Genomic DNA, 14593 nt, shown 5'->3' with positions numbered 1-14593 from the left:
AATGGGTACTGCTGCTCATATCTCAGGGCACAACAAGCATCCAGGCATAGATGGGGTAGGGAGCCGGGACACCGTTGCGGGAGTGAACACGAACTCCCTGAGTGAGTGCGACGGACACAAATGTCGCTCTCGATCTTGTTATCGCTCTGTCCAGCGTGGGCGGCCATGGGCATTACCGCGCTTGGTCCTGCTGACAAAAGCGATCCCCGTGGGATCACATAAAAAGCTGGGGTGCCACCCCCAGCCTGAAGTCCCCAAGTCATGTCACGAACGCATCAATTGCAACTGCACCAATAGCCGTTGCCCTCGGCAGGTCAACTCAGACAGGAGCGGTCACAGATACTGTCTGCTCCGCTCGCCTACACCGCAGTTGATCTAGCGAAATCAGGCAGGCAGACAGGGGTTACGGCCAGATGGCCAGCCAAGTGTCGGCTCTCTCAACGGCCACCTGGTCGGAGAGACCTGCTTGCCCGGTTGGCTCAAATGCAGGCACGGGAATGGAAGAGAGCAGATACGGCTTATGTCTGCTCCCGTGACATCTCCATGAGCTGGAGCGATCCCCCCGAATCGGGCAAATTTGCTCCAGTTCAAACTCCTCAGCCGCGCCAGGTGGGCAGGCCGCCAGCCACCAGGGTGCCGCGATGACGCCAAAGCGCCTCCGGCGACACCTGAACGCCGTGCTCCGCCGCCAACCTTGCCGCCGCTTCCGTTGACTCTGTGGCTCGCAGGGCCTGGGCAAAGCCGGAATCGGCCTGCAGCATCTCCTTGAGCTGATGCAACGCCAACGCCGAGGGATTCTCAACCCCGGGTGCCGGCAGATGACAGGTGGCCATGGGACCTCCTTCTTGGGATGAGTCCAGCCTAGGAACGACTGACTGGTTTCGGCTCAGTTGTATTCGCCAGGGATCTCGTTCTTATGGACGGTGACCCGATCGAATTTCTTGCCTGAGACCCGCAGCAGTTCATCACCGGAGAACTCAAAGCCCAGCTTCAGGCCGATCTGGGCGACGTCATCGGCGGTCGCAGCGGCCAGCACCTGCTGCTTCAGGGGTTCATCGGCCTGCAGGCGTGCCAGAAAGGCCTTGAGTTGATCGAGCGACATGTCTAGTTGGCAGAGTTGTCGTTGCGCAGTCGTGTGAACTCCTGATCAATCTGCATCACGTGAGCCAGAGGTATTGGCAGATTCAAAGAAATCACTCGGCAATCAGCAATCCACTCCGGACAGCTGCTTACCAGGCCGAAGTAGGCGTCAGAGAAGGTGGAGCAAGGTGTTGTCTATTGGCTGATTCTCCTCGATCTTGGCCAATCCCGATGCCCCCATTAGGGGGTATCGGTACCTATGGGTTTACCAGAAGAGTGGTCTCAACCAAAGTCGAGGGTGCAGAGATGACCTGCCTCACGCCACAACGGTTAGAAGCACATCAAAACCGACCTGATTGCATTGGATCTACGTGTATGAAGTGGACATGCAACGGTGAGTTGTCCGATGTCGACCTGACGTTGATCATGGAAAGGCTGGCCGTTGTCGATGCCAATCTCTCGGTCATGGATGCGTGTTCTTTGGAAGAACAGCACTATTGACATGGCTCAGGCTTCAGTAGCTATTGCTTTTTCTAAAGCTTGGGCAAAACGTGGGCGAAAGCTCCTGTTTTCGCGTCTGAGCAGACCTAGGCCATAACAGCTCAGGGAAAGGCAGGTGCAAGCACCGTGACCCGAAATGGGGGAGTGCCATAGCTCCCCCACCTCGCACTCCCCGCTACTGAGCAGTGGGTTGGGGAGCTCTTGGGCGCTACTCCTCTTCTTCTTCCCAGCGTGAGCGTCGGTGAGCAGCGCACAGCTCACACCTGCACGGCAATACAAAGTCGCCCCCCATCCAGCAGTTGTAGGGGGTTTTCGGCCACAAAAGGGCTAAATCCTCGTCGCTAGGACGGGTGCTGAAACTCGTTTCCATTCTCGAAGCTTGCACATAGATCGGCGATCGCGCCGTCGACCGCTATGAGCCAGGGAGCCATTGCCTGATTGCACGGGCGTTGCCATTAATCCAATGGACGAGATGTGAACTGTCTCGAACCGAACGGTGGTCATAACCCCCTAGCCACTTCCACATCCTTCCGATGCGGCGCCTTTGAAGCCGGGGGAGCTGTAGCGATTAAGCAGCCCTGGACTCACCCAACCTTCACGTGATCCATTGTCCAGCACTCCGTGGCGCCGCCTGAGAACAGGCAAACCATGGTCTGGTCAGGGTCGATGACTCTGTAGGTAGAGCCATCCGCGAAATTCTTCAGCCGTGCGTGCAAGTGGGCAAGGTCGTGGTCTGGATGTTCTTCGGTTTGCCTCCAGCCTTTGCAGGTCAGTCTTTCGATGGAGAACACGTTCGTGCCTGTGGAAGGGATGCACAAGGTCGATCAACGCGGCTGACTTGGGTAAAAACAACTGAATCTCCTTGGGATCACACCACCAATGGAGGTCAAAACGGTGTCATTGGCGTCAAAGCGCTATTGCTGGTGCGAGCTGGGTGAGCAGTTCCTGTCATTGGTTGCAGGAATTTATGACGTCATTACCTTGCGTTTCTCGTCAATCACGAGGACATGGCATTCGATCGAACAGATCCAACGCTTCGGGTTATTCAGGCTGCCAAGGAGCGTGCCAGAGCAGTACTCAATGAAAAGTCCCCAAAGCTCACAGTGCTTGAGAAAGCGATGTGGCTAAAACTCAAAACAGAGCAGCAGCATGCAAATGACAAAGCGGCCTGAGCTGTGAACTGGCTGCTGTTGCTTGTGATGGGGACGATTGCTGTAGGAACAGTTATCGGAACCACGCTGCCGGCGTTATGAGCTGCCTGTGGTTCCGGAGGCCGGAGCCCCACTTGCACTCGTGCCAAGCGATCTGGCACTAAAAATAGATGCTTTTTGCGCCTGGGCAGGTCGGCTTCCTATGAAAAACCTTCGCTTTTGATGAAGAGAGGCAATCCCCGGCAGGTTGATGCGACACGAGATGCGTTCAGTTCGCATAAACACGTACATTCCCGCAAATTTAAGTGGCATGCCGAGATTGAGGCGTTTCTCGCCGTCAAGCCATCGCTTACCGGGGCACTTTTTTGTACTGGAGCAGGATTGCAGCAGCCTCTTCTCCGTCCGCTGGGCGTTACGCTAGTCCTGGACAAATATTGCTTCCCGCTGTCTGCGGGTCGGTCCGTAGTACTTGCGAATCGTGAGGGGATAATCGCCGAAGGATCGCTTCGCAAGGCCCAAGGCAACCGCTTCGTTGATAGCCACAAAATGAATGCGCTTCTCGCCGCTAGGGGTATGGGCGGTTATGTCAAACCCGTGCATGGCCTCTGGCAAGTTGAATCAGTTCTCTTCTTAAGCACTTTCCTGCGTCACAACAACAAGTTTCCGAAAAACTTCTCCTTCAGCTTGAAACTGGCAGAAATAAAGCGGTCGGGGAGCAATGGCTACCAAAAAAAGTGTGTTCTCCAGGACATGGGCGGTTTTCACTACTGCTTCTCGATCTGATCCACGAGAGCGTTTACCTGACCTTCGTCACCTCGCTGTGACCAAGTTCCACAGAGACCAAGCCGAGCTGACTGGCTACATGCTGGACCGCTGGGATCTGCACGGTGTTCCATGCACCTGTGCTGAGTGCACCACTGATTACGAGACCCTGCGCATGATGCAGCTGGCTCAAGACCAGGAGTTTCTGAGGAGTCCATCCTGACCATGGACATCGAAGAAGTAGATGAGCGACTCGTCGCTGGCTGGCATGTTGATCGAGATGAACTAGAGCCGAGTCCGCAGGACAGTGGGCAACGCAAAAGATTTCTGCGGTTAGTTCGCCCTCGCCAATGTGCCGACATTGCTGAGGAGTGACTGCTCCATCTCCGTGACGGAGGTCCTTCACTTCAACAGCTCCCTGCTGCGAGATCTGAGCTGGAAAGCTGTCTTGGCCCATGCCAAACGCTGGTTAGTTTCGGTTGATACGCACGTATTTGCTTCGTTGCGGTCAGTGTGCATGCGTCAGGAACTTCTCCATGACCTTTTTGATGCACTGGTCTTTCAAGACCGGCTATCACGAAATTGCCGCCAAAAAGTTCATTGCGACATGTGCCCCTTTCCCCGAGTGCAAGTCCTGGAAACGCTTCCACGCACCTGGCTCGGTAGAAGGTTGGATTCTTGTTGAGGCGGACGACGCATCTGCCTGCTACGAGCATGCGGCTGAGTGGGCTGAGTGCCTGGATTGGGAGGTGACTCCACTTCTGTCTGACGAAGAAGCTGGTCCGCTAATCGCCAAGGTCTACTCGTAGTCCTTGTAGGGGCGATGCCTGACGCAGTCGCCACGGTCTCAACACTCCCCGCCACCTAGCAGTGGTCAGCGGGTCTGTCACTCCATAGGCAATCCGCTGTGCACAGCGAGAAATAGAGATCGCACAGGACATCTCCGCATTGCCTCCATGAGCTTGAGCGATCCCCCCGAATCGGGAGAATTTGCTTCAGTTCAAACTCCTCAGCCGCGCCAGGTGGGCAGGCCGCCAGCCTCCTGGGTGCCGCGATGACGCCAAAGCGCCTCGGGCGACACCTGAACGCCGTGCTCTGCAGCCAACCTTGCCGCCGCTTCCGTTGACTCTGTGGCTCGCAGGGCCTGGGCAAAGGCGGAATCGGCCTGCAACATCTCTTTGAGCTGATGAAACGCCAACGCCGAGGGATTCTCAACCCCGGGTGCCGGCAGATGACAGGTGGCCACGGGGCCTCCTTCTTGAGATGAGTCCAGACTAGGAGCGACTGACTGGTTTCGGCTCAGTTGTATGCGCCAGGCATCTCGTTCTTATGGACGGTGACCTGATCGAATTTCTTGCCTGAGACCCGCAGCAGCAGCTCTGGCCTCCATCGACTGGCGACGGAAGGTCTGTTCTCTCTTGGCAGTCCCTTCAGGTGTGGGGGCCATCACTTTGCTCCAAATTCCGAGTGTGACTTCATCCAATTCAGAAGCAGCTCGATCTCCTCTGTCTTGGCATCAGCTTTCAACCTGTTGGCTCTCCGCCGTGGCGTGTTCCAACTTGATCCCTAGGACCGGACAGACCTCAGGAATCTCGATGTCTGAGTGGTCAATGTCGAAAGGAATCTGCTGCTCCCGCGCACGTTTGCGGGCCCTGGTCCAGAGGATTCCAACACGGGTATTGGACAGACCTCGCTGAACCTCACGGTGACAGTTGCAGTTGGCTTGGCCAGCTCCAAAGTTGCTTTTCTGCCACCACCCAACGGTGCCGCAGACGACGCACATGCATTGGATCTCCCTCTTGCTGCTGCGACCGGTATTTCGATCTAGAGCCTTGCGGCAGGGACCAACCACTTCCAATTTGTTGATCCTTGTGCCCACCGGAATAACCACCAGCTAGGGAGCCATGCAGTTGCGGCAGGTGGTGCGTGAGCTGAAGGACGCTCTGGGCTAGATCGTCAGAGCTCTGATCGGCACGCCGCAGGAATAAAGGTGTCCTGGCACCAGGGCCACCAGAGCGAGTTCTCCGTCGTCATGGCAGGCCTTGCTCTTGGTCACAAAGGCCGCTGCGTCGTTTGCCCCCCAGACCAGTTCACCTTTCGCCTCTTCCCGGTATTCGACCCAGAGCTCGGCGAATTCCTCTCCGTCCTCTCCATTGAGGAGGAGCTGAAGCGCGTTCTCTGGTCCGACCTCTTCATGGAGCACAAAGAGCTGTTGGATGAGGGGGTGGTCCACGGTCCGGGAGATGCGCAGTACCGATCCGATCGTGCCGATTGCCGTCTCGTGCACCCGGGTGGGCAGCTTGCGGGCATCAATAACCGCTACGGGCAGCGCTAGGGACCAGCTCGCGTGAGCTTCGGCTTTGCGCGCGATGTCCGCCAGCTCGTCGCGCACGCTCTCCACAAGAGCCTGGATGCCGCCGTCATTCCCCATGGCAGCAGTGTCTCGCATCGGGGCTGCCGAGGGTTAGAACGATGCGGAGCTCCACCCGCTTCCCATGCGCCGTTTGATTGCCGCTGCCGCGTCGTCTGTGTTGTGCCTGGCTCCCGCATTGGCGCAGGAGCATCACCATCACCATCACCATCACCATCACCATCACCACGAGATGCCAGCTGGTGGTGCAGCTCCTAAGCCAGGCGCTGCTCATGCCCACGGTGATGACTTGGGTCCCGCTGGTGCGACCTATGACCTGCGCTGGCTGGACGCCATGGTTCAGCACCACACCGGTGCATTGCGCATGAGTGAAGAGCTCTTCAATGTGGGCGAGCCGGGCATTGGTGCGTTGGCCAATGACATTTGGTATGAGCAGGCGCGGGAGATCAAAGCCATGCGGCAATGGCGCAAAGAGTGGTATCCCGAGGCGCCGATTTATCCGGTGGCCTGGCGCTCTGGTGTCAATCCAGATGATGTCGCTGAGCTGCCGCGCATGACAGCTGAACAAATTCAAGGGATGCAGATGATGGGCACCAAGCCCACTGAGGCCAACAGAGTGGTCTGGTTCCTCGAAGGAATGTTGATGCATCACGGTGGGGCCTTACAGATGGCCCATGACGCCCTGAAAAAATCAAAAACAACGGCAATTCAGCGGCTGTCCCAGCAGATCATTCTTAGCCAAAGACACGAGATCAATCGTCTGCGTCAGATGCTCAAGCATGAAGGCTTGAATAAGCCTGAATATCGTCAGTTCGACCCGTTGTTCTCGCTCAAGGCTCAAGGTTGATGCTGCCCCAAGCATGCCTGTCTATCGCGGTCTCTGTGGTGATTGCCCCAGCTCTGGTATGGGCGCATAGCAAAGGGATCTACGCCACGAAACAGGCTGCATTGGAGCAAGCCTCCCAATTGCGTTGCCAAGGTGCGCATCAGAACAAAGGGGCTTGGATGCCTTGCCTGGATGAGGCTGATCTGCATCGTGCCCAGCGCAGGCAATGAAGGCTCGCAAGATTCACCGGCTGCTGGTGCCCATCGCGGCCTTTCCCCTGTTGCTGACGGCGTTGTCCGGGTCGATCTATAGCGGCTTGTTGGAGCAGGGGGTCGATGCGTTCTGGCTACTCAAGATTCATTCCGGGCGCTTCGGCCCGCTCAACCTCCAGCCCTATTACTCCGTGCTCCTCGGCTTGCTCACGCTGGTGCTGATCATCTCCGGGGTTTGTCTGATGCTGCCCCGGGCGAAAGCAAAGGGTTGAAGCCATCACTGTGCGGCCTCGCTGGCTCGAGTTAGGCGGCGCGTTTGTGCGGGCAACCACGCCAGAGCGTCGATTGCGGCAGAATCACGCTGTTCCAGGCAGTACAGAACAGTCCTTCGGGAACAAATTCTCGGCAACCACGGCAACTGCTGAGCATGTCCCCGTAGTGCATCTTGCGCGGAGGGTCTGTAAAGGAAGAGCGGAGCATCGTGATTCGCCTCACGGTCCCTCAAGGCTCTTGCTCTGGTCACTGCCGTGGCTATTCCCCAAATGGGGGCAATGGGACTTGGGAGGCTCCCTAGGCGGCAAGATCCTTCTCTTGTTGCTGACGCAGGCGACGGGCCACCAGCTTCTCCTTTTGGCGCAGTGCGTTGAGTTGCTCTGTTGAGACACGGGGGTTGTGGACCTCCCAGTCCCGATCGGCGGCGGCGGCGGCGTCTCCCTGGTCTGCGCTGCTGGGAACGCGTTGTTCCATCGATTGGCTCTGCAGCTTCAACCACTCCAGCATTACTCGCGGGAACCTTGACTGGGTCTTAATGCTTGTGTAAGGCCGGGTATTTCTGCTCTGGACGGCTTCTTTTCACCTGTCGTAGGAAAAGAGCCACAGCCAGAGGAGGAGACCATGGCTGATCACAGGCACCCAGAGTCAGGAAGCTGCGAGCGCCGGACCTGCTTGAAATGGCAGCCCACAGGTGAGCTCTCCGAGCATGACTTCGCCAACTTGATGGAGCTACTGCTCGCGGCAGACGAGGAGCTCCATGCCGATGATCACTGCGATCTCCAGAGCGCCTAGTGGAGGCCGTCCTGGAGCAAGTCAGAGCAGGACGGCTCGCTGTTCCTGCTCGCAGGCTCGAGCCAGGTCTTCGCTGAGGACGAGAAGGGCGATGCCCATTAGGGCGAGGGCCGTGCCGCAATCTTTCGTGCTGCAGCGTTCAATCAGCCGGGCCGCTTCGAGGTGTTGGCTCCAACTCAGCTGCATGTGAGTGAATCTGCAACCCGTTCACTATCAATCCTGCTGCTGCGCCTGCGTGGCTCTGATTACAACGTGAAACACTGACAATCGCGCCACCTGGTAGCTCTAGTTACGTCGTGCCTGGTTCAAGCCGATACCTTTCCATCAGTGATCGGTTGAAGGCGCAATGTCCAACTCGATTGAACTCACGGTTGGTCAACAGTTTGAGATTGAGCGGTTCAATCGCGCTCTCGATGCCACAACGGATCCTGATCAGCTCCGCAGCTTGGCCAAGCAATTGATGCAGGCTTGGCAGACCCAGAAAGCAGCGACGAAGTGGGTTGTTGAGCAACAGACCGGACTGCCCGATTAGGACAGCCAGTCCAGGGGGAGTGAGAAGGTCAATACTCCGTGGGTTTTAGCCGTGGGTCCTGGGGTGACGGCAACACAGGCCAATTCACGGTCGTTCCAGGCTTCCCGAGATTTCGCCACAAAGGCCGCAGAATCGCCCACGGACCAAACTGCATGGCCTTTTTCTTCGCGTTCTTCTCTGTAGCGCTCGTAGATCTCGGTGAAGGCCTCCGCATCCGAACTATCGAGGAACTCCGATAACGCATGCTCGGGGTCACTCTCTCGGGCACGCTTCAGAAAGGCCTGAAGCAAGGGGCTATCGAGGGCGCTACTGGCGACAAGCACCGAATTGATCGTGCCCACATGGGTGGTGACGACTTGAGGGGCCGCGTTGCGGGCATCAATCACCGCGCAGATGGTCGAGAGGGACCATTCCCGTTCAGCTTTGACCAAGGTGGCTGGGGCTCGCAGCAGCTGACGTACATCGCCAATGAGGTTTTTGACGAACTGCTCAGATTCCCCCATCGCCCAATCTCCCCCTTTGGCAGACCGTAGCGATTGCGGAGCCTGGATGAAGCGACTAGGACTACCGGGTTCCGCCCTGATTCCGGCGAATGCTGGTTTTGAAAATCACGAACGCCTCCAACGTGGTCGCGGCCAAAACCAATCGCTTCTTTGAAGCTCTAACGCCCGACCGCCTCGACCAGAAATTGGTGGAGGAGCAGGTGATGAAGGGGTTGATTGAGCAGCTCAGGGCGGAGGGGATTGAGGCGGAGGTGGCCTTGGTGGATGGCCTTGATTTCGGGACCAAGGGGGTTCTGGTTACCGAGCGGCTACGCACCAAGCACCGCGAACGGATCTAGCGCTGCTGGCGCCACAACCAGAAGGCCCGAATCAATTTCCGGTGGGGCGGGGTGACATCCACCATTGGCCGTGGGGCGGCCTGGCGGTAGAGGTTTGCGAAGAAGGGCTCAAGCGGTGTCCCCTGGAATGGATTGCTTGGCTGGGACGCTGCCGTCCGCTCCGCTTCCTTGCGCAGCCGCCTGAGGGTGGGGATCAGCATCAGGCTGACCACCAGGGCCATGAGCAGCAGATAGGGCAGCAGACTGGCGAGCCAGATGGTGGCGACCACCGCCGCAAGGCCCTGCAGCAGAACGGTGATCCAGCGAGGACGTTGGCGGCCAGGTAGCTGTTTCACGGCTTTCAGTCCTTGAGCACCGCGTGAAAGGCGCAGACCTTACCCAGGCTGTCCTCGTCGCAAAAATCGATGGTGTTCCGGGAGCGCTGGAGCCGCAGTTGTGAGGAGAGAATCGCGGTGACGATCAGCAGGGCCCAGAAACTCAAGACCGCTGCTGTTCGAAGCAGATCTCCGGCGCTTCTCAATGCTTAGCTGCTCCCGGCATGGCCCTTGTGCTGGGCTGTGCCTTGTAGAACCACAGCGACCTCACGGATCAACTCTCGCACTCCGTAAAGAGCGAGGGCGATCACAATGCCCGCAACCAGTAGGGGGACGGCGTAGTCCATTGGGAATAGCGCGCGTTTCCCCTGTCTTATCTCCGGAATTTGGCTTTGGCGACGCCTCCCTTTCCTCCTCCGCCAGCGCGGCCCGACTTCCCGCCACCGGCGCGGCCTCCCCGGCCTGACTGCAGCAGGGATTGAAGGCGTTGCTCCTCGCCCTCATTCACGGATCTCCATTCGCCTGGGGCTAACCCCTTCAGGCTGAGCGGTGGGCCTCCATCCATCAGGTCGATCGCCACCCGCAGCAGCCGCAGGGTGGGAAGCCCCACCGCAGCGGTCATCCGCCGCACCTGGCGGTTTCGCCCCTCCCGCAGCTCCAGCTCCAGCCAGCTCGTGGGGATGTTTTGACGGACGCGTATAGGCGGGTCCCGCTCGGGCCAGCCGGGGTCCTGGAGTGCTCGGGCTTGGGCCGGGAGGGTGCGTTTGCCCTGAATGACCAGCCCTGAGCGCAGGGCTGCGAGTGCTTCGTCGCTGAGGAGTCCCTCCACTTGGCTCCAGTAGCGGCGCCAGTGACCCCAGGCCGGATCGGTGAGCCTCTGTTGCAGTCGCCCGTTGCTGGTGAGCAGCAGCAGCCCCTCGCTGTCGGCATCCAGCCGCCCAGCCGCATAGACCCCGGGGACCTCGATGTGATCCGCCAGGCATCCCCATCTGCTGCCGTCCTCAGGTGTGAACTGACTGAGGACGCCGAAGGGCTTGTGAAAAAGGAGTGTGGTCAGAAGCTGCGCTGTTTTCAGCTCAGGAAGCCTGGCGAGCCTTCCAGAGGTTCACAACCCCAATCGAGATCAGGAGCAATCCCAGATCCATCGAAAGAGGGGGGAGAACCATGCCGGCTGCCACAACAATTGTGAGGGCTGACCCTAGCGACAACTAAGCTACGGAGAGCACCTGGGTTGGCCACTAGCAGCAGCGCATGATTGAGACCTCCGGCGTCATCGAGAAGGAACAGGGCAACGGGTTCTACCTGGTCACCCTCGAGCAGCCCGCTGGCCACCAATGCCTCTGCCGCGCCGCCGGCAAGCTGACCAAGTTCCGCATCAAATTGCTGGCTGGCGACAAGGTGCTGGTTGAGATCAGCCCCTACGACCTGAGCCGCGGTCGCATCACCTACCGCGAACGCAACGCCAACGCCGGTCCCCGTCCAGGTGGCAACCGTCCTGGTGGTCCCCGCCGTCGTTAATCCATCAATCTCGAAACCCTGGGCCTGTGCCCAGGGTTTTTTGTTGTTGGGGTTACTCAGAGCAGGCTTTCGATCGCCGCCTTGAATTCACTGCGCTGCTTGACCCCACGGAACTGCTGCTTGAGCTCCTTGTTTAGGAAGACCTGAACGGTGGGCGTACCGCTGACGCCGGCCTGCTGGGCGATCTCCTGCTCCGTCTCGATGTCGATCTCGATGCCCTGGGCCTGTCCCCCCAGTTCATCGAGAACCCGCTTGAGCTGAGGCTTGAGCACGTGGCAGGGGCCGCAGGTGGGTGAGGTGTAGACGACGACCAGGGGCTTGGTGCTGTCGTGGTAAAGCTTCCTCAGGGCGAAACTTCCCTTCTGCCAGAGGGCATCAGCGCTGTAGTTGGCTTCGTCGCTGACCGCGGTGCGCTTGGTTTCGCCGACCTCGGCTGGATCGACAGGGTCATGGCTAACGGTGACCGCGAGATCCTTCTCCGTCAGCCAGCGCTCTGCCGCCAGAGCGGCCTGGCAGCCACTTCCGGCGGCCGTGATCCCCTGGCGCCATTCCGCATCAGCGACGTCCCCGGCGGCATAGACCCCCTCAAGACTGGTTTCGGGACGACCAGGCTGGGTGATCAGGTAGCCCTTGCTGTCGGTGCTGAGCTGCTCGCGGACCAGGCGGGTGTTGGGGGTGTGGCCGATGGCATAGAACAACCCGCGCACGGGCAGGTCCTCGCTCGGGCCGCCGTTGGTGTCCTTGAGCTGGATGGATTCGAGCCAGTCGCCACCGCTGCAGTCCGCCAGTTGCCGGTTCCAGTGGACCTGGACCTTGGTATTGGCCAGCACGCGATCGGCCATGGCCTTGCTGGCCCGAAGCTTGTCGCTGCGAACGATCAGATGAACGCGGCTGGCGTATTTGGTCAGATAGACCGCTTCCTCGCAGGCGGAGTCGCCGCCTCCGACGACTGCCAGTTCCACATCGCGGAATTGCGGTGTCGCGCCATCGCAGATGGCGCAGGCGCTGATGCCAGCGTTCCAAAAGCGCTGCTCGCTGGGCAGGCCGAGACGATTGGCACTGGCACCCGTGGCCAGGATGACGGCGTGGGTCTGGATCGTCCGGCCGTCCGCCTGAATCCGGAAAGGGCGCTGGGAGAGGTCAATCGAATCGGCATCAGCTTCCACCAGTCGGCTGCCCCAGCGCACGGCTTGGGCCTTGATCCGATCCATGAGTTCTGGCCCGAGGATCCCGTCGGGGAAGCCAGGAAAGTTCTCGACATGCGTGGTGGTCATGAGCTGACCGCCAGGGATGCCCCCATCCTGGAAACCCGTGATCAGCACTGGGCTCAGATTGGCGCGTGCGGCATAGATGGCCGCGGTGTATCCCGCCGGACCTGACCCCACGATGACAAGGTTTTCAACCGATCCGGGTGCACCAGCGGCCATGACCTAAGGCGGAATGACTTCGCTTTAGTTTAGGGATCGATCGCGGCTGGGTTGGGTTTGCAGCCCGGGTGGCTGCCCGCAGAACCCATTGAGCAGAGCAAATAAAGAGATTGCTCTAAAGATTCTCTTTAGATTTCAAGCAGGCCGTCGGATTCGCTGCTGGTTTCGCTCTCTGGGAACTTCTCGAAGTTGGGGACCATCAAAACTTGGTCCTGAAGGAGTTCGGGTTGGTCGTCAGAGCAGAGGATCCATTCCCGGAACTCCTCTGTCAGGGCGTAGCTGTCTTCGTAGAGCTCGCGATCATCCAAGCAAGCAATGCGAGTGACCGCCCAATTTGTTGCGACGGTGATCCGCCGTTGGATTGAACCGTGCATGGTTCCCCTTGCGGTTGAGACCACGTTGACAGCTCAGGTGCCGCCTCCAGTGGTTAGTACGCACAACGTCGCATTAATTGCTGCATATTCGATGTAGTCATTGATGCATCAAGAAGTCGGGTAGGCGTGGGCCACGCACGCGAATTACCCCTCCGGCTCCATCCTCCACGGCCTGCAGCGGCAGGCTGGCGCCTCGGCTTTGGCCACTTGCTTCTTCAACAGTCTCGTTGTTCTTGGGTCGAAGGATGTAGGGCTCGCTGAGGGACCAGGTGCGGGCGTACTGCATCAGCAGCGGATCAGCCGGTGCGAAGACGTAGGACGGGTGCCTGGGGACGGTTTCGGCGAGGGCGCGCTCACCGTTCATTCGCACAGCCCTCGTGATGGCCTGCACGAAGCGCGTGCGGGTCACAACGGTGGTCAGATAGGCCACCACCCGCAGCCTGGGGGCGTCGAACCCCTCGGCGCACATGTCAATGCTGACCAGCCAGTCGGAGTCCCCGGCTTTGAAGCGCTCCATTCGCTCGGGCGCCTCAGGGTCTTGGGAGTGCACCAGCTGAACCCGGTCCCCCTCCTCCTCCAGCAGCCCACAAATTCTGCGGGCATGGGCGATGTCACGGGCCACCACCAGGCCGCCAGCTTCCGGGTGCTCCCGCCGCACCGCCTCGAGCCGTTTGCGGGCATTCAGCAGAAGACGTAAAGCAATGCTGCTGCTGTCCCCCAGGCGGATGGCCCGCCGTAGGTTCCGCGCCCGCCAGCTTTCCCGCTCTTCCTGGGAGAGCGGTGAGCGCTCGGTGTCCCCCACTTCCCCCCGACGGCCATGGTCCACCCAGCCGTCCTGGAAGCGGAATTCCAGGGGGCGGACATCACCGGCTTGGATCAATTCCCGGGGCTCGACGCTGAGGTCGGGAGCAATCTGCTCGACCCATTCCTGGCCGTCATGGACCTGAATCCGCCGGGCTGCGCAGAAGCCGAGGTTGTCGGCGCGAAACGGTGTCCCGGTGAGCCCCAGCCGTAGCTGAGCGCTTTGGCTCAGGCGGCTAAAGGCGTGGCCCCAGGCCGTCGCCTCCGGTTCCTCCGGGTCAACCCCCAGGTGGTGCACCTCATCGGCAATGGCCAGCCAGGAACCCCAGTCCCAGTGCTGGAGTTCCTGCTCGAGGGACTTCAGGTTGCGCCCAGCAGCCTGATAGGTGATCAGCAGGCCATCGCTGTCCGCAAGATCGCTGGCGCTGAGTTCTGGTTGCCAGTCCTTGAGCTTCAGGTTGAGGCGCTCCGCCGAGGAGATCCACTGGGCGGCGATGGAGCTCCGATGGCAGAACACCAAAAAGCGAGCAAGCCGGCCTTCCCGGAGCAGCCGCTCGAAGCTCAGCAGGGCCCCCAGGGTTTTGCCGGCCCCAGGCCCGGCGTTGATCAGGACGTCACTGCCCTGACGGGTTTCCAGTCGGCGCCGCAGCAGTTGGATCAGCTGGATTTGCCACTGCCGCGGCTGCAGGTTGCTGAGCGGCCGCGGCTCCACTGCTGCGGACTCCTCCGCAGCGGCAGGAGCGCGCTTGGGGACGCGCAGATCAAACGACAGCGATGGCATGCCGCCATTGTGTGGGGATTCGGCCAAAAAAGTTGGG

At 59.6% G+C, this 14593-nt stretch carries 24 protein-coding genes; 9 read left to right on the top strand and 15 right to left on the bottom strand.

The window, feature by feature from the left end; translation table 11 throughout:
• Nucleotides 1-596: 596 nt before the first annotated feature.
• Nucleotides 597-833: a Nif11 family protein gene (locus ACLM42_RS07800; protein WP_247910460.1), complete on the bottom strand. Its 237-nt coding sequence runs from the start codon at nucleotides 831-833 to the stop codon at nucleotides 597-599.
• Nucleotides 834-886: 53 nt separating this feature from the next.
• Complete coding sequence (locus ACLM42_RS07795) at nucleotides 887-1102, bottom strand: Nif11-like leader peptide family natural product precursor (protein WP_415398721.1); 216 nt, start codon at nucleotides 1100-1102, stop codon at nucleotides 887-889.
• A gap of 1486 nt (nucleotides 1103-2588) precedes the next feature.
• Here ACLM42_RS07795 and ACLM42_RS07790 point away from each other — a divergent pair.
• From ACLM42_RS07790 to ACLM42_RS07780, 3 genes are all read left to right on the top strand, one after another.
• Nucleotides 2589-2753, top strand: a complete 165-nt coding sequence (locus ACLM42_RS07790) for a hypothetical protein (RefSeq protein ID WP_247910463.1) — start codon at nucleotides 2589-2591, stop codon at nucleotides 2751-2753.
• Nucleotides 2754-2954: 201 nt separating this feature from the next.
• On the top strand, nucleotides 2955-3515 hold the full coding sequence (locus ACLM42_RS07785) for a hypothetical protein (protein WP_247910464.1): 561 nt from the start codon (nucleotides 2955-2957) through the stop codon (nucleotides 3513-3515).
• A gap of 515 nt (nucleotides 3516-4030) precedes the next feature.
• Complete coding sequence (locus tag ACLM42_RS07780) at nucleotides 4031-4303, top strand: DUF3303 domain-containing protein (RefSeq protein WP_247910465.1); 273 nt, start codon at nucleotides 4031-4033, stop codon at nucleotides 4301-4303.
• A gap of 200 nt (nucleotides 4304-4503) precedes the next feature.
• Here ACLM42_RS07780 and ACLM42_RS07775 read toward each other — a convergent pair whose 3' ends face one another.
• The 3 genes from ACLM42_RS07775 to ACLM42_RS07765 all read right to left on the bottom strand — a co-directional run bounded on the left by ACLM42_RS07775 (nucleotide 4504) and on the right by ACLM42_RS07765 (nucleotide 6139).
• The gene (locus ACLM42_RS07775) at nucleotides 4504-4740 is read right to left on the bottom strand and encodes a hypothetical protein (protein WP_415398720.1); all 237 of its coding nucleotides are present in this window, start codon (nucleotides 4738-4740) and stop codon (nucleotides 4504-4506) included.
• Between the two features lie 702 nt (nucleotides 4741-5442).
• Complete coding sequence (locus ACLM42_RS07770; protein WP_415398719.1) at nucleotides 5443-5943, bottom strand: hypothetical protein; 501 nt, start codon at nucleotides 5941-5943, stop codon at nucleotides 5443-5445.
• Nucleotides 5915-6139: a hypothetical protein gene (locus ACLM42_RS07765; protein WP_415400194.1), complete on the bottom strand. Its 225-nt coding sequence runs from the start codon at nucleotides 6137-6139 to the stop codon at nucleotides 5915-5917. The genes ACLM42_RS07770 and ACLM42_RS07765 overlap by 29 nt, the downstream gene beginning before the upstream one ends.
• Here ACLM42_RS07765 and ACLM42_RS07760 point away from each other — a divergent pair.
• The 3 genes from ACLM42_RS07760 to ACLM42_RS07750 are packed head-to-tail and all read left to right on the top strand — an operon-like array spanning nucleotide 6098 to nucleotide 7175.
• Nucleotides 6098-6712: a DUF305 domain-containing protein gene (locus ACLM42_RS07760; RefSeq protein WP_371820724.1), complete on the top strand. Its 615-nt coding sequence runs from the start codon at nucleotides 6098-6100 to the stop codon at nucleotides 6710-6712. The genes ACLM42_RS07765 and ACLM42_RS07760 overlap by 42 nt on opposite strands.
• The gene (locus tag ACLM42_RS07755; RefSeq protein WP_415398718.1) at nucleotides 6712-6921 is read left to right on the top strand and encodes a hypothetical protein; all 210 of its coding nucleotides are present in this window, start codon (nucleotides 6712-6714) and stop codon (nucleotides 6919-6921) included. The genes ACLM42_RS07760 and ACLM42_RS07755 overlap by 1 nt, the downstream gene beginning before the upstream one ends.
• Nucleotides 6918-7175, top strand: a complete 258-nt coding sequence (locus tag ACLM42_RS07750) for a hypothetical protein (RefSeq protein WP_247910469.1) — start codon at nucleotides 6918-6920, stop codon at nucleotides 7173-7175. Before ACLM42_RS07755 ends, ACLM42_RS07750 begins: the two co-directional genes overlap by 4 nt.
• 298 nt (nucleotides 7176-7473) lie before the next feature.
• On the opposite strand, the gene ACLM42_RS07745 is transcribed toward ACLM42_RS07750, so the two are convergent.
• Both ACLM42_RS07745 and ACLM42_RS07740 read right to left on the bottom strand, forming a co-directional pair.
• Entirely contained in the window at nucleotides 7474-7650 is a 177-nt protein-coding gene (locus tag ACLM42_RS07745; protein ID WP_247910470.1) for a hypothetical protein, read from the bottom strand.
• Nucleotides 7651-7989: 339 nt separating this feature from the next.
• The gene (locus tag ACLM42_RS07740) at nucleotides 7990-8154 is read right to left on the bottom strand and encodes a hypothetical protein (protein ID WP_247910472.1); all 165 of its coding nucleotides are present in this window, start codon (nucleotides 8152-8154) and stop codon (nucleotides 7990-7992) included.
• A gap of 160 nt (nucleotides 8155-8314) precedes the next feature.
• Between ACLM42_RS07740 and ACLM42_RS07735 the strand changes: the two genes are divergently transcribed.
• The gene (locus tag ACLM42_RS07735) at nucleotides 8315-8500 is read left to right on the top strand and encodes a hypothetical protein (RefSeq protein ID WP_247910473.1); all 186 of its coding nucleotides are present in this window, start codon (nucleotides 8315-8317) and stop codon (nucleotides 8498-8500) included.
• On the opposite strand, the gene ACLM42_RS07730 is transcribed toward ACLM42_RS07735, so the two are convergent.
• Nucleotides 8497-9003, bottom strand: a complete 507-nt coding sequence (locus tag ACLM42_RS07730; protein WP_415398717.1) for a hypothetical protein — start codon at nucleotides 9001-9003, stop codon at nucleotides 8497-8499. The two genes, ACLM42_RS07735 and ACLM42_RS07730, sit on opposite strands and share 4 nt — an antisense overlap.
• 89 nt (nucleotides 9004-9092) lie before the next feature.
• Here ACLM42_RS07730 and ACLM42_RS07725 point away from each other — a divergent pair, with 89 nt between their 5' ends.
• Nucleotides 9093-9341: a hypothetical protein gene (locus ACLM42_RS07725; RefSeq protein WP_247910475.1), complete on the top strand. Its 249-nt coding sequence runs from the start codon at nucleotides 9093-9095 to the stop codon at nucleotides 9339-9341.
• On the opposite strand, the gene ACLM42_RS07720 is transcribed toward ACLM42_RS07725, so the two are convergent.
• Genes ACLM42_RS07720 through ACLM42_RS07705 form a run of 4 tightly spaced genes read right to left on the bottom strand, consistent with a single transcriptional unit; the run spans nucleotide 9338 to nucleotide 10730 of the window.
• Complete coding sequence (locus tag ACLM42_RS07720) at nucleotides 9338-9676, bottom strand: hypothetical protein (RefSeq protein ID WP_247910476.1); 339 nt, start codon at nucleotides 9674-9676, stop codon at nucleotides 9338-9340. The genes ACLM42_RS07725 and ACLM42_RS07720 overlap by 4 nt on opposite strands.
• Before the next feature lie 5 nt (nucleotides 9677-9681).
• On the bottom strand, nucleotides 9682-9822 hold the full coding sequence (locus ACLM42_RS07715) for a hypothetical protein (RefSeq protein ID WP_415398716.1): 141 nt from the start codon (nucleotides 9820-9822) through the stop codon (nucleotides 9682-9684).
• A 42-nt stretch (nucleotides 9823-9864) separates the two neighbouring features.
• Nucleotides 9865-10002, bottom strand: a complete 138-nt coding sequence (locus ACLM42_RS07710; protein WP_247910478.1) for a hypothetical protein — start codon at nucleotides 10000-10002, stop codon at nucleotides 9865-9867.
• Nucleotides 10003-10028: 26 nt separating this feature from the next.
• The gene (locus ACLM42_RS07705; RefSeq protein ID WP_247912053.1) at nucleotides 10029-10730 is read right to left on the bottom strand and encodes a pseudouridine synthase; all 702 of its coding nucleotides are present in this window, start codon (nucleotides 10728-10730) and stop codon (nucleotides 10029-10031) included.
• A 176-nt stretch (nucleotides 10731-10906) separates the two neighbouring features.
• Between ACLM42_RS07705 and infA the strand changes: the two genes are divergently transcribed.
• A complete protein-coding gene (gene infA, locus ACLM42_RS07700) occupies nucleotides 10907-11173 on the top strand; it encodes a translation initiation factor IF-1 (protein ID WP_010310444.1) in 267 nt (88 codons plus the stop codon).
• Nucleotides 11174-11229: 56 nt separating this feature from the next.
• Here infA and trxB read toward each other — a convergent pair whose 3' ends face one another.
• The 3 genes from trxB to ACLM42_RS07685 form a co-directional block, all read right to left on the bottom strand.
• Complete coding sequence (trxB, locus tag ACLM42_RS07695; protein ID WP_415398715.1) at nucleotides 11230-12600, bottom strand: thioredoxin-disulfide reductase; 1371 nt, start codon at nucleotides 12598-12600, stop codon at nucleotides 11230-11232.
• Between the two features lie 128 nt (nucleotides 12601-12728).
• Nucleotides 12729-12974 (bottom strand): hypothetical protein, encoded by a 246-nt coding sequence (locus ACLM42_RS07690; protein WP_247910480.1) that lies wholly within the window; start codon nucleotides 12972-12974, stop codon nucleotides 12729-12731.
• A gap of 97 nt (nucleotides 12975-13071) precedes the next feature.
• Entirely contained in the window at nucleotides 13072-14556 is a 1485-nt protein-coding gene (locus ACLM42_RS07685; protein WP_415398714.1) for a DEAD/DEAH box helicase, read from the bottom strand.
• Nucleotides 14557-14593: the final 37 nt, after the last annotated feature.

This window comes from Synechococcus sp. W4D4 (assembly GCF_047716805.1).
In the GTDB taxonomy this organism is placed as follows: domain Bacteria; phylum Cyanobacteriota; class Cyanobacteriia; order PCC-6307; family Cyanobiaceae; genus Vulcanococcus.
Note: the sequence above shows the minus strand (reverse complement) of the source record. Positions and strands in the feature narration are given on the sequence as shown.

Bases quoted from the DNA above. Each gene is read 5' to 3' on its own strand.
- ACLM42_RS07800 (WP_247910460.1), bottom strand. From the start codon at position 833: ATGGCCACCTGTCATCTGCCGGCACCCGGGGTTGAGAATCCCTCGGCG.
- ACLM42_RS07795 (WP_415398721.1), bottom strand. From the start codon at position 1,102: ATGTCGCTCGATCAACTCAAGGCCTTTCTGGCACGCCTGCAGGCCGAT.
- ACLM42_RS07790 (WP_247910463.1), top strand. From the start codon at position 2,589: ATGGCATTCGATCGAACAGATCCAACGCTTCGGGTTATTCAGGCTGCC.
- ACLM42_RS07785 (WP_247910464.1), top strand. From the start codon at position 2,955: ATGAAGAGAGGCAATCCCCGGCAGGTTGATGCGACACGAGATGCGTTC.
- ACLM42_RS07780 (WP_247910465.1), top strand. From the start codon at position 4,031: ATGACCTTTTTGATGCACTGGTCTTTCAAGACCGGCTATCACGAAATT.
- ACLM42_RS07770 (WP_415398719.1), bottom strand. From the start codon at position 5,943: ATGCGAGACACTGCTGCCATGGGGAATGACGGCGGCATCCAGGCTCTT.
- ACLM42_RS07760 (WP_371820724.1), top strand. From the start codon at position 6,098: ATGCCAGCTGGTGGTGCAGCTCCTAAGCCAGGCGCTGCTCATGCCCAC.
- ACLM42_RS07765 (WP_415400194.1), bottom strand. From the start codon at position 6,139: ATGAGCAGCGCCTGGCTTAGGAGCTGCACCACCAGCTGGCATCTCGTG.
- ACLM42_RS07755 (WP_415398718.1), top strand. From the start codon at position 6,712: ATGCTGCCCCAAGCATGCCTGTCTATCGCGGTCTCTGTGGTGATTGCC.
- ACLM42_RS07750 (WP_247910469.1), top strand. From the start codon at position 6,918: ATGAAGGCTCGCAAGATTCACCGGCTGCTGGTGCCCATCGCGGCCTTT.
- ACLM42_RS07745 (WP_247910470.1), bottom strand. From the start codon at position 7,650: ATGGAACAACGCGTTCCCAGCAGCGCAGACCAGGGAGACGCCGCCGCC.
- ACLM42_RS07740 (WP_247910472.1), bottom strand. From the start codon at position 8,154: ATGCAGCTGAGTTGGAGCCAACACCTCGAAGCGGCCCGGCTGATTGAA.
- ACLM42_RS07735 (WP_247910473.1), top strand. From the start codon at position 8,315: ATGTCCAACTCGATTGAACTCACGGTTGGTCAACAGTTTGAGATTGAG.
- ACLM42_RS07730 (WP_415398717.1), bottom strand. From the start codon at position 9,003: ATGGGGGAATCTGAGCAGTTCGTCAAAAACCTCATTGGCGATGTACGT.
- ACLM42_RS07725 (WP_247910475.1), top strand. From the start codon at position 9,093: ATGCTGGTTTTGAAAATCACGAACGCCTCCAACGTGGTCGCGGCCAAA.
- ACLM42_RS07710 (WP_247910478.1), bottom strand. From the start codon at position 10,002: ATGGACTACGCCGTCCCCCTACTGGTTGCGGGCATTGTGATCGCCCTC.
- infA (WP_010310444.1), top strand. From the start codon at position 10,907: ATGATTGAGACCTCCGGCGTCATCGAGAAGGAACAGGGCAACGGGTTC.
- trxB (WP_415398715.1), bottom strand. From the start codon at position 12,600: ATGGCCGCTGGTGCACCCGGATCGGTTGAAAACCTTGTCATCGTGGGG.
- ACLM42_RS07690 (WP_247910480.1), bottom strand. From the start codon at position 12,974: ATGCACGGTTCAATCCAACGGCGGATCACCGTCGCAACAAATTGGGCG.
- ACLM42_RS07685 (WP_415398714.1), bottom strand. From the start codon at position 14,556: ATGCCATCGCTGTCGTTTGATCTGCGCGTCCCCAAGCGCGCTCCTGCC.